At 63.9% G+C, this 12,056-nt stretch carries 10 protein-coding genes; 4 read left to right on the top strand and 6 right to left on the bottom strand.

Translation table 11 applies throughout. The features are described from left to right. Nucleotides 1-107 precede the first annotated feature (107 nt). Both ATC04_RS02650 and aqpZ read left to right on the top strand, forming a co-directional pair. On the top strand, nt 108-1,394 hold the full coding sequence (locus ATC04_RS02650; protein ID WP_052772513.1) for an SH3 domain-containing protein: 1,287 nt from the start codon (nt 108-110) through the stop codon (nt 1,392-1,394). A gap of 141 nt (nt 1,395-1,535) precedes the next feature. Beyond that, nucleotides 1,536-2,300 (top strand): aquaporin Z, encoded by a 765-nt coding sequence (aqpZ, locus tag ATC04_RS02655; protein WP_047120251.1) that lies wholly within the window; start codon nt 1,536-1,538, stop codon nt 2,298-2,300. A 163-nt stretch (nt 2,301-2,463) separates the two neighbouring features. Here aqpZ and ATC04_RS02660 read toward each other — a convergent pair whose 3' ends face one another. The 5 genes from ATC04_RS02660 to ATC04_RS02680 all read right to left on the bottom strand — a co-directional run bounded on the left by ATC04_RS02660 (nt 2,464) and on the right by ATC04_RS02680 (nt 8,842). Then, entirely contained in the window at nt 2,464-4,005 is a 1,542-nt protein-coding gene (locus ATC04_RS02660) for an ATP-binding cassette domain-containing protein (protein ID WP_047120250.1), read from the bottom strand. Further along, nucleotides 3,998-4,849 (bottom strand): ABC transporter permease, encoded by an 852-nt coding sequence (locus tag ATC04_RS02665; protein WP_231735889.1) that lies wholly within the window; start codon nt 4,847-4,849, stop codon nt 3,998-4,000. The genes ATC04_RS02660 and ATC04_RS02665 overlap by 8 nt, the downstream gene beginning before the upstream one ends. Beyond that, nucleotides 4,842-5,792 (bottom strand): ABC transporter permease, encoded by a 951-nt coding sequence (locus ATC04_RS02670; RefSeq protein ID WP_231736047.1) that lies wholly within the window; start codon nt 5,790-5,792, stop codon nt 4,842-4,844. Before ATC04_RS02670 ends, ATC04_RS02665 begins: the two co-directional genes overlap by 8 nt. A 4-nt stretch (nt 5,793-5,796) precedes the next feature. After that, entirely contained in the window at nt 5,797-7,218 is a 1,422-nt protein-coding gene (locus ATC04_RS02675) for an ABC transporter substrate-binding protein (protein WP_231735890.1), read from the bottom strand. A gap of 340 nt (nt 7,219-7,558) precedes the next feature. After that, nucleotides 7,559-8,842, bottom strand: coding sequence for an MFS transporter (locus tag ATC04_RS02680; protein WP_047120246.1), 1,284 nt, complete (start codon nt 8,840-8,842; stop codon nt 7,559-7,561). Nucleotides 8,843-9,140: 298 nt separating this feature from the next. Between ATC04_RS02680 and ATC04_RS02685 the strand changes: the two genes are divergently transcribed. Next, on the top strand, nt 9,141-9,911 hold the full coding sequence (locus tag ATC04_RS02685; RefSeq protein WP_047120245.1) for a type II CAAX endopeptidase family protein: 771 nt from the start codon (nt 9,141-9,143) through the stop codon (nt 9,909-9,911). Between the two features lie 6 nt (nt 9,912-9,917). Further along, nucleotides 9,918-11,105, top strand: a complete 1,188-nt coding sequence (locus tag ATC04_RS02690; protein WP_047120244.1) for an MFS transporter — start codon at nt 9,918-9,920, stop codon at nt 11,103-11,105. 50 nt (nt 11,106-11,155) lie between these two features. Here ATC04_RS02690 and ATC04_RS02695 read toward each other — a convergent pair whose 3' ends face one another. Continuing rightward, nucleotides 11,156-12,016 carry a hydrolase gene (locus ATC04_RS02695; RefSeq protein ID WP_231735891.1) on the bottom strand — a complete coding sequence of 287 codons (861 nt, stop codon included), beginning with the start codon at nt 12,014-12,016 and terminating at the stop codon, nt 11,156-11,158. Between the last annotated feature and the right edge of the window lie 40 nt (nt 12,017-12,056).

Consider the following 12,056-nt stretch of genomic DNA (forward strand, 5'->3'; position numbering starts at 1 on the left):
CTCGCTCGCACCGGGAACGGCTTTGCGCAGGACACCAGTCAAGCCCGCGCCTCTTGGAAGATTCCACTGCCGTGAAAACAGATTTCAGATCATCTCGACGATTCGCTGTGTCAACCGCCGGCGTGCTGCTGGCCGGTTCGCTGGCCCTGGGCGGTTTGGTGCCGGCCAGCGCGGCGCAGCCGCTCCCGGCTGCCGCGCCTGCCGCGGCACCCGGAACACTGCAGGCGGCCGCCGCCAAGCGGGTGACCCAGATCAAGACCACCAGCAACCTGAACATGCGCTCCGGTTCCAGCACCGCCTCCCGCGTGATCCTGACCATCCCGAAGAACAAGACAGTAGCGGTCAAGTCCCAAGCCTCCAACGGCTGGTACCAGGTCACGTACGACAAGAAGACCGGGTGGATCTCGAATAAATACGTCAAGGTCACCAAAACCGCCGCCACCGGCGGAACGACGAGCAGTGCGAAGCGCGTGAAGCTGTGGGTCACCCCGAAATCCACGATGAACATCCGCAAGGGCGCGGGAACCGGGCATGCGGTCGTCGGCAAGCTCAGCAAGGGGCAACCGGCCTACGCAAGCTCCAAGACCGCCAACGGCTGGTACAAGATTTCCACCCAGGGCAAAACCGGATGGGTCTCCGGCGCCTACGTCACCACCTGCTCCAAGGGCTGCGCCATTGACGCAGGCCCGTACACCACCAACCGCGCTGGCCTGTCGGACCGCTACTTCACCAAGTCTTCCGGCGCAGACCTGCATGCTTCGGTCAACGGCAAGAAGCGCATCGGCGACATCCCGAAGAATTCGATCGTCTACCGGGACGCCGCATGGGAAAAGAAGGCCGGCCCGGTCTCCGGCTGGTACTACGTGCGCACCCAGGGAGCGGACGGCTGGATGCAGGCTTCGGCGCTGAAACGCAGCACCAGCGCCAAAACCAGCAACACGAGCAAGATCACCCGCAGCAAGGTGCAAAAGCAGGCCAACGGGAAGCTGCCCGAGTCGATGCTGGTGGCCCTGAGCTGGGACAAGGAAAAAACCCTCATCGCCGCCCCGGCCGCCGCGGATCTGGGGCGGCTGAATTCGGCCTTCAAGAAGAAGTTCGGGAAGAACCTGGACATCGATCTGGCCTACCGCACCCTGGACACGCAGAAATTCCTCTACCAGGAGCTCGGCTCCTACATCGCGGCCAAGCCGGGGACCTCGAACCACGGCTGGGGATTGGCCATCGACGTCCCGGAGACCTACAACTACTCGTTCAAGGGCAAGTACTACAAGTGGCTGAAGGCCAATTCGAAGAAGTACAACTGGATCCACCGGAAAAATCTGGAAGAATTCCGGTCCAACGGAGGCCGAAATCCGTACGCCGAAGCATGGCACTTCGAATACGTCGGCAAATAATTCCCATGTCATGACAGGCAACAAATCTTTCTTGAGAATGAATGTCGGAAATCTTTTCAATAGAGAGATCTCCCAGTAGCCTTAGGGCACGGCTCACGCTGTCGTGGAACTCGCTTCATCTTTTGAGGAATGGAACAAGACATGTCAGATACGTCCGCGCCGACAACCGGCGCCAAGATTGCTGCCGAATTCCTGGGGACCTTCGTTCTCGTCTTCGGCGGCTGCGGCTCGGCGATTTTCGCAGCCAAGGTGATTTCCGATGAAACGGTCAATATGGGCATCGGCTTCCTGGGTGTTGCCCTGGCCTTCGGCTTGACCGTGCTGATCATGGCGTACGCCGTGGGCCACATCTCGGGCGGCCACTTCAACCCGGCCGTCACCATGGGTACCGCCGTCGCGGGCCGCACCGCATGGAAGGACGTCCCGACCTACATCATCACCCAGATCGTCGCGGCTTCGGCCGCCGGCGCGGTGCTGTACTGGATCGCCAGCGGCAAGGACGGCTTCGACGCCGTCGAATCAGGTTTCGCCAGCAACGGCTACGGCGACCGTTCACCGGACGGATACTCCATGCTGGCCGCGCTGGTGGCCGAGATCGTGCTGACCGCCATCTTCCTGTACGTGATCCTGGGATCCACCGACCGCCGTGCTCCGAAGGGCTTCGCCCCGCTGGCCATCGGCCTGTCGCTGACCCTGATCCACCTGGTCGCCATCCCGATCACCAACACCTCGGTCAACCCGGCCCGCTCGCTGGGCGTCGCCTGGTTCGCCGGCGGCGAGGCGCTGGGCCAGGTCTGGCTGTTCATCGTGGCGCCGCTCATCGGCGCCATCATCGCCGGCGCCAGCTACAAGATGCTTGAGCCATCCGTGAAGGCCGCAACCCGCGAGGGCTTCGACCCGAAGTAAACCGGCCATAGCCCAGGCGGCCTCATGGGGCCTTGGAATATTTCACACCTGTGTGGATCTTCCAAGGCCCTTTGCCGTCTGTGACGACGGGCTTCACCAGGGCATTCAGGGTGAGGGCGCTCAGCGCGAGCCGAGGCTGGGAGCCTGCCGGCGGTGGAAAGACCTAGTTCAGCACGGCTTTCACCGGGGCGGGAATGTCCAGTGCGGCCACCAGGTCCTTGCTGTGGTGGTGCTTCGGGCTGGACAGGAAATCGTCGAGCCGTCGGTGTTCCACCAGCCGCCCCTCGTAGAACACCGCGACATTGTCGCTGACGTAGCGGATTACGCCCATGTCATGGGAGATCACTACCAAGGACAGACCCAGGCGGGTGCGCAGCCCCAGCAAGAGATCGAGAATATGGCGCTGCGCTACCGAATCCAACGCCGATGTCGATTCATCGCAGACAAGCACCTGCGGCTTGGCCAGCAATGCCCGGGCGATGGCCGCGCGTTGCAGCTGGCCGCCGGAGCACTGGCCTGGTTTTCGATCCAGTAGTTCGACCTGCAGCCCCACCTGGTCCAGCGCCGCATCTATCTCCGCCGAGGCTTGGTCGGCAGGCAGCCGGTGCACGGCAGCAAGCAAGCTCGTACGCAACGGCAGCCTCGGATCAAAGGAAGAGAAGGGCTCCTGAGCGATCAGCTGGACGGCGGCAGATTTCCCGTCGCGTTCGGGGCTCAGGATCTGCCCTTCCGTGGGTTTTTCCAAGCCTGCGAGCAATCTGGCGAAAGTGCTCTTCCCCGAGCCCGAACGCCCGACGACGCCCAGGACTTCGCCACCATGCAAGCTCACGGTGGTGGCCTGCAGCGCGGCGGGCCCCTTGGCCTTGCGTGTGTAATTCTTTCCCGCGCCCACAACTTGAAGCAGGGAACCGGCGGCAAATTCCCTTGGCGCGTGCGCGGCCGGCAACACGGCCTCGATCAATTCACGCCGCTTGGCGTGGCTGTCCTTGGCGAAAAGCTGGGATGTCAGGCAATGGTCGACAATCGCCCCATCGCTGACCACCAGCACGCGGTCGGCGATGTGCTGGATGCTGGCAATGTCGTGGGTGATCAATAGGACGCCTAGGCCGCGTTCAAGCTGCTTGCTGCGCAGCAGCTGCAGCGTTTCCGCTTTCAGAATGGAGTCCAGCGAGGAGGTCGGTTCGTCGGCGAGGATGAATTCCGGGTCGGCTGCCAGGGCGATGGCAAGCATGGCCCGCTGCGCCATTCCGCCCGAGAGCTGGTCCGGGCGCTTGCCGGCGATATCGGCGGCGGGAGAGAGCCCGACCTCTTCCAACAGGGACTGGACTTTTGCCTCGTGTTTCTTGGCCTTGCCCGGGCCGAAGACTCCCAGTGCTTCCAAGAGGTGGGAGCGAATGCTCATGCGCGGATTCAGCACCCGCTTGGGCTGTTGGAAGAGCATGCCGATGCGCCGCCCGCGCACCGTATCCATGGCCTTTCCTTCCAGCTGGTCGATGCGTTCGCCATCCAGCAGTATCTGTCCCTCGGCCTGCAGCTGCGGCGGGAGCAACCCGATAATTGCCTTGGTCAGCAACGTCTTTCCAGACCCGGAACGGCCCACCACGGCTACCAGCTCGCCGGAGCGGATAGCCCCGGACATGGCGGTGAGCAGGGTTTTCCCGCTGCTGCGCACCGACAGATCGATGAATTCAAGCGATTCAGTCATTGGCTTCCGCCTCGGTCTCGGTGGCCAGCACGTCCTGCCCGTTCAGCGCACGGGTGATGCGGTTGCCCAACAGGGTGACGCAGAAGCTCACCAGGAAGATCGCGGCGCCGGGAGCGACCAGGCCCCAGGGAGCACGCAACGCGTGCGGCTGCGCCTCGGCCAGCATGGAGCCCCAATCCGACTGCGGGGGCTGGACACCGATGCCCAGGTAGGACAGCGAACCCAGCAGCACCAGCAACAGGCCGAAACGCAGGGCCGTCTGGGCCAGTACCGGACCCGCCAGATAGGGCAGAACATGGTGGCGGAGAACGAACCAGCGCGAGGCGCCAGCATGCCTGGAAGCCTCGACATGGTGGGTCGACAGGGCCTGGGCCGCCATGGAACGCACCAGGCGGGCGGTAGGCGTCCATGCCACCACTCCCACGGAAAGCACCATGGTGGAAAATCCCGGCCCCATCACGGCGATGATCAGCAGCGCAATCACGATCTCCGGCAGCGCCAACAGCAGGTCGTTGGCGCGCAGGAACAGTTCATCCAGCCAGCCTCCGCGCAGCGCGCTGAGCAGGCCGAGAACGGTGCCCACCAGCAGCGAAAACAGCGTGGTGATGAACGCTACCGACAAGGAGAAGCGTCCGCCGTGCAGGACGCGGCTGAAGGTGTCGCGGCCCAGGGCGTCGGTGCCCAGCACGTGCGCCCAGCTGGGCTGCTGCAACCTGTCCGCCAGGGACTGGGCATCCGGGTCGTAGGGGGAAATCCACGGAGCCAGCAGGGTCATGAGCAGCACCAGCAGCAAGATGGCCGCCGGCCAGCTGACGAAGATCGAACGCTGCATTTTCCTAGCCACGGCTGGCTCCTATCCGTACCCTTGGATCTGACCGGCGGTGCAGGAGGTCGATGATGCCGGTAGCCAGCACCGCGCAGGCCACCGCTACCACCACCCCGCCTTGGGCTACCGGGATGTCCGCGTCGACAATGGCGTCGAAGATCAGCCGGCCCATGCCCGGGATGGCGAAAATGACCTCGACGATGACCGAGCCGCCCAGCAGGCCGGCGAACCACACACCCACCATGGTCCACAGCGGCAGCAGCCCGTGCGGGATGACATGGCGAACCAGGGTGCGGGTGGCGCCCAACCCGCGGGCGCGGGCAGCCAGCACATGTTCGGAGTCCAGCGCCTGCAGGATGCCCGAGCGCACGGCGATGGTGAAGAAGCTGATGGGGCGCAGCGAGAGGACCAGCACCGGCAGCACCATGGAGGCGGGGGAGTCGAAGCCCGCCGAAGGCAGCCAGGACAGGCGCACGGCGAAGAGCAGCACCAGCAACGGCGCCAACGCGTATTCCGGGATGGCGATCAGGGCATGGGTGGCCGAGGTGATCACCCGATCCGGCCATCCTTCGGCCCGCACCGCGGCGACAACTCCCAGCATGATGGAGACCAGCACCGCCACCAGCAAGGCGGTTCCGGCCAGCGAGAGGGTAACGCCGATGGCGGGCAGCACCAGGTCGGCGACCGGAGTGCCGCTGATATAGGAGATTCCCATGTCTCCGCGGAAGAAGCGGCCGAGCCAGCGGCCGAATTGCAGCAACAGCGGGTCGTAGAGCCCGAACTGCTCGGCATAGGCCTGCACGGTGGCCTCGTCCATGGCGCCGACGTCCATGCGGGCGCGCAACATGGATCGCACCGGATCCCCGGGGGAGACGAAGGGAACCAAAAAGACCGCGAAGGATGAAAGCAGGACGGCTGCGCCGAGCCCGAGGACCCGGCGCAGCGCGGTGGCGAAGTGCACCAATTTACTTGGTCTTCGCCAGGTCCTTGGTCAGCACGTATCGGGTCAGCGGGTCCTGGACGTACCCCTGAACGGTGCTGCCGAGCGCGTCGATGGCCTGCTCGTTGACCAGCCAGACATTGGCTGCGTCCGCGGCCAGGACGTCGCCTGCCTGGCGGTAGAGATCATGGCGCGTGGCCTGGTCGGTTTCCGGCAGCGCCTTCTCGATCAGTGCGTCGAAGTCCTTGTTGCAGTAGTGGCTCAGGTTGTAGCCGCCGTCGCAGGTGTAGTCGGACTGCAGGAAGCCGATGGGATCGGCAATGTCGATCATGCGGTTGCGCTGGCTGAGGATCATGTCGTAGTTGCCTGCCAGCACCTCGGGCTCCACCGAGCCGTAGGATTTCGTGACAACATTTGCCTGCAGGCCAATCTGCTTGAACTGCTCCTGGATGATGGCGCCCACCGCTGCGAACTCCGCGCGCTCGGTGATGGCGATGATTTCCAGCGGCTTGTCCTGCTGGTAGCCGGAGTCGGCCACCAGCTTCTTGGCCTCTTCGAGATTCACCTGCGGAACCTGCAGGTCCGGGTTGGCCCAGCTCTCGCTCGGAGCAAAGGGGCCGGTGGCTGGCTGCGCGGCGCCTTCGTAGACGCTGGCGGCGATGGCCGGCAGATCCAGCGCCATGGTGGCGGCCTGGCGCAGCTTCAAGTTGTCGAAAGGCGCCCGCGAGTTGTTCAGGTAGAGGGTTGCGGTGCGCGGGGAATCGGCCTTGAGCACCTTCACCGAGTTGTCGGCTTCGAGGGTGGCCAGGCTGGTGGCGGGGATGGACATGGAGATGTCTGCCTCGCCGGTCTGCACCTGGGTGGCGCGGGTAGGACCTTCGGTGATGTAGCGGATTTCGCCGCCGGCGAGCTGGACGTCACCGCCCCAGTAGTTCTCGTTGCGGTCCAGGCTCAGGGACTGCCCGGCCTTTTCGGAGACCGGGATGAACGGGCCGGTGCAGTGGCCGAAGGGGTCGATGCCGTCGGCACCGTAGGCCGCAGGCGCCAGAATGCCGGCGTTCACACTGGCCATGCGGTAGGGCAGCAGCGGATCGGCGGCAGGGGTGGTGACGCGCAGGGTGTCGGCGTCAACTGCACTCACCTTGGAGATGGTCTTGGGATTGACGGCACGGGCCGGAGCGGTCGCCTTGAGCACGTGGTTCAGCGAAGCGGCAGCGGCCTTGGCGTCCAGGGCGGTGCCATCTTGGAACTTGACGTTCTGACGCAGGGTGAAATCCCAGGCGGTGTCCGAGGACTGCTTCCATGACTCGGCGAGCATCGGCTCGATATTTTGCGTGGTGGAGTCGTACTTGACCAAGGTCTCCAAGCAGCCGGCGATGGAAAGCACATAGGCGTCATCGCTTTCCAAGGCCCAGTTCGAAACCGGGGCCCGGAAATTAGCTACCACCGCGCGGGCCTCTCGGTCCACAGACGGTGCCGAAGTAGGGCTCGGGGTGGAAGCGCTGCAGGCAGTCAAGGCGAGGGCAGTAGCCGCAAATACTGCGGTTGCGCTCAGTCGTCCAAGGTTCATGGAAGTCCTTCGGCATTACGTGATGAATTAGCTTCTAATGCAATAGAGCCTTGGTAAGCGTATCCTAATCGCCTGGAATATTTGGCGGTGTGACCGCGAGCGAGGCTCCTGGGAAAACATGCTTCCATCACGGGTTCGCTCAAAAATCACATTGAGTAGGGGGGAGTTGCTATGGAATTTGGAAGTTCTGTACACCGTTGACCGAGTGTGCTGCAGTTCACGTCCTGTCTGGCGCTGTGCCCACGCCGCGGGCAATGCCGGCGGCCCGCCAGGAAGCCAGCAGCAAAGGCAGGATCAGCACCATCCACGGCAGGAAGCCTGGCACTACCAGCTGGCCCGCCTGGGTCGCCAACCATCCGATGAGGACATTTCCCAGCAGCACCGCCAGACCTCCGCAGCTGGCGAGCAATCCGAAGTAGGAACCGGTCGGCCGTTCGCCGGCAAATTGGGGAACCAGCGAGAGCGCTGTCGGATGCACGCTCATATGCCCCAACGTCAGCAAGGTGATGGCACAGAGAATCCGCAGCAACCCCGCGTCTGGTTCGAAGGCCGAGGCTGGAACAAATGCGAGCACGCCGAATCCCAAGGCGCTGAGCAAATATCCGCAGCGCAAGGTGGCCTCGGCGCCGATGCGAGCGGCAACCCATGAAACTGGAAGCTGGAGGGCCAAGGTCAGGATGGAAATCCACGCGAAGAGCACCCCCAGCCACTGGGCCGGATGATTCAGCCGTTCGAGCTCGAGCGGGATGGCGAGGTAGAGCTGATTGTAAGCCAGAAGGTCTGCCGCGTGCAGTCCGCAGAATGCCAGGAACCTCCGGTCCTTGAGGCACTGCCGCAGGCTTCCGCTGCGAGGAGGCGGCACGGGGACATAATTGGCGGATTGGTTCGGGACGTCGGTGGTTGCCGGCTTGCGCAGGGCCACGGCAAGGAAGATGCCGATGGCGACAAAAAAGGCAGATCCAAAACCGGCAACCGTCGAAAAACCCCATCCCCACAGAGCGGCACCGACCAGCGGTCCGGTGACGGCGCCTATTTCGCCGGTGATGCTCAACCAGGCAAAGTGCGTAGCGCCTTTGGCTTCGGCGGCCCGCTGCTGATCGAGTGCCTTCTGGGCATTCGCCACCAGAATATTCAGACCCGGGGAGAAAAGTGCCCCGCCGAATCCGGTGCACAAGGTCCCCAGGATGAACAGCCAGAGTATTGGGCTGCTACCCCAGAGGGAAGCCGCCAACATGAGGAAGCCCGAAGCGCGCACCGCGCAGCCAATCAAAATCATGATCCGGGCGCCGAAGCGGTCCGCGAGGCTGCCGCCGGCTAAAAAGAGGCCTTGCTGGGCAAAGGTCCTGATACCGAGAATCAGCCCTACCGCGGCAGAGGCAAGCAAGAAGTCCTTGGCCAGAACTACCGCGAGAAAGGGAACTACTGCGTAGAAACCGATATTGAAGAGTGTTTGGGTGCCAAGAAGCACCGAAACCTCGAAACGGGAGGAGCTGGTTTTCATGGACCTCGATAACAGTGATCTCTCCTGCAACGCAGGCTTCTTAGATTCTAGCCAAATGACGCGCCAAGGGTATTTTCTGGCTTGCCACATCCAGTGCGGGACTCGGGCTCGGGATTGTGGGTGGAAACGATTAATTGCAGGGTCCTGATTCTTCGGAACTCTTCGGTGGGCACGATCTCATTCGCACGTGCCTGCGTGGATTCCTGATGGCTCGGATGTGCCATCCGCGGCCTATCGGGATCACGGCGGCCTGCTCGAACACGGCGGATCCACAGCAGGGGCGGATAGGCTAGGAAACATGCACCAGCTGCCTGACTACCCGAACTATCCTGTTGTTCCCCGACGCAGACAGCGTGTATTCGACGCAGGGCGGTTCACCCGCGGCGATCTGTTCACCGTGCTGGCCTACATCGTGTTCTTCGTGCTCGGCGGGGCGAGCCTGATCGGGCTGATCCCCGGCTACATCGGTGCCTTCGAAACCGAGCAGCAGGCGCTCTTCGGCATCAACCTGATCCTCTACGTGTCATTCTTCGTGCTGGCGATGATCCAGTGCGGGCCGCAGTTCTTCGACTCGTTCAAGACCATGCGGTACTACCCGTGGGCCAAGTGGCTGATGCTGCCCGGAGGCTGGATCATCACCATCTTCTCCACCGCGATCGTATCGCTGTTCGTAGGACAGATGGCCACGAGCGAGAACCAGGCGATGCTCGAAGAGATGTCCAACGCGGTGCCGCTGCCGGTCATGCTGGTGGTGACGGCGCTGTTCGGTCCGTTCGTGGAGGAATACCTGTTCAGGCATCTGCTGATCGGCAAGCTCTCGCGCAAGCTCAATGTCTGGGTCTGCGCGGTCATTTCCGTGGTGGCTTTCGCCAGCATCCACTTCGTCGGTTCCGGCATCGGGAATTGGACCGAGATCCTTCCCTACATCATGCTGGGCGTGATGATGTCGGTGGCCTATATCCTGTCCGGGAAATCAATGGCCTACTCCTACATGCTGCATGTCATCAATAACGCCATCGCGTTGCTGATGGTCTACCTGGTCTACCCGCTGCTGCCGCAGGGAATCTAGCTCTTGATGTTCAGCGGCCACGAACCCGGCACCCCCGCCTATCGGGGCATGCTGCTGGCGCTCTTTGCCGGCGGTGTCGCCACCTTCTCCCAGCTGTACGCGGTGCAGGGGCTGCTCCCGGTTATCGCCGAGTACTTTGCGGTCTCCTCCTCGGACGCGGCGCTCACGGTCTCGGCCGCGACCCTCGGCCTTGCGCTGGCAGTCACCCCCTGGGCCATCATTTCCGACGGCATCGGGCGCCGCAGGGTCATCGCCATCGCGTTGGTGGCCTCGGTGGTCCTGGGGCTGCTCAGCTCCGCGGCTCCGAGCTTTCAGTGGCTGGTGGCCATCCGCTTCCTCGAAGGGATCGCGCTGGCCGGGGTGCCCGGCAGCGCCCTGGCCTATCTGGTGGACGAGGTCAGCGCGAAAACCGTGGCGGTGGCCAGCGGCACCTATATTTCCGGCACGACCCTCGGAGGCTTGGCCGGGCGCCTGCTGGCCGGATTCGCGGGCGAACCTGCCGGGTGGCGCTGGGGCGTCGCGGCGGTCAGCCTGATGGCTGCGCTGGCGACACTCTTCTTCCTGGCCAAGGCGCCCGTGGCCCGGGGCTTCACACCGATCCGCAACCGGAACCTGCGGTCCATCGGAGCGAAGTTCGCCCAAGCGCTGCGGGGACGGATGGTGCTGCTCTACGCGCAGGGCTTCCTGCTCATGGGCGGCTTCGTCGCCGTGTACAACTACCTGGCATTCCGGCTTGAAGCCCCGCCGTTCCTGATCCCAACCTCGCTGGCCGCCCTGGTGTTCCTGGCCTATCTCTCCGGCACCTACACCTCGGTGGCCAGCGGGAAGCTGGTCATCAAGTTCGGCAGGAAAAACACCCTGCTGGGCAGCATCTTCACCAGCGTCCTCGGCCTGATCGCCACGCTGAGCGGGAGTCTGGTCGTGATCATCGCCGGGCTGCTGGTCTTCACCGCGGGTTTCTTCGCCGCCCATGCGGTGGCCAGCGGCTGGGTGCCGGTTCTCGCGTCGCAGGCCCGAGCGCAGGCAGCCAGCCTGTACAACCTCTTCTATTACATCGGATCCTCGCTGCTCGGCTGGCTGATCGGCATCCCATTCATGGGCCACGGCTGGCCGTTGGTTGTGCTCTGCGTCGGCGGACTGCAGCTGGCGGCAATGCTCCTGGCCTCCTTCCTGAGGCCCGCGAGATCGCGCTGACCAGCAGGAATCCATTATATTCCATGAAAAGAATATAAAATTCTTCCCGCTCAGGTCAGGTGGTCGAAGTGCCCGCCAACCCAGCGCGCGTAGCGTTCGGCTGAAAACTGGACGATGCGGTGGGCATCGCGCGGCACCACGCTGGAGAAGTTGTTGTACAGCCGGTCGAACTCCAGCTCGCCGACCTTGGCCGCCAGCCGGCGCACCACCGCGGCGGAAAGCGGGATGCGGTTGGGGTAGCTGCGCAGGAACGTCACGTTGCCATCGGCCACGGGGAAAATCGCGTCTCCCGCCAGCAGGACGCCCCGGCCTCCGGCTCCCGCCGGCCACAGGGCCACCGTGCTTCCGGGGAAGTGCCCGCCGACCTGGTGCAGCCAGACTCCAGGCAGCACTTCGAAGGGTTCGTCCCATTCGACAACTGCGTTCGAGGAATACTGGACCCACCCGGCGTCCTTGCGGGCCACATAGATCGGCGGGTCGCCCAGGGCTTGGCTGTACTGCTGCTGCACCCCGTACATGTGCGGGTGGCTGGCGACGATGGCCCGCAGCGGACCGCGCTCCGAGATCCGCCGGACCGCCTCGTCGGTGATGATTCCCGGGACGTCGAAAAGCAGCGACCCCGCTGCCGTTTCCAGCAGCAGGCCACTCTGGCCGATACCCACCTCCGGCGCCGTCACCGCGGTCAGTCCCGGTTCCAGCGTGGTGAACTCCAGGTCGCGGCCCGCCGCGACGAGTTCCTCGGTGCTCACCCAGCGCTGGGTTCCGCCCGGGATGTACTGGCGTTCATCGGCGCAGATGGGGCATTGGCCGGTGGGCTTGGAACCGGGCGGGAACTCGACGGCGCATCCTGCGCATTGCCAATGCGGTGCGGAATCGCTGGAAGCAGCGGTTGCTGGATGATCTCGGATCACCGGGTTGCCTTTCGCCGGGGGCAGGGTTTGATGCTCCCCA

The sequence above is a fragment of the Arthrobacter sp. YC-RL1 genome, assembly GCF_001454985.1.
Lineage (GTDB): Bacteria > Actinomycetota > Actinomycetes > Actinomycetales > Micrococcaceae > Glutamicibacter > Glutamicibacter soli.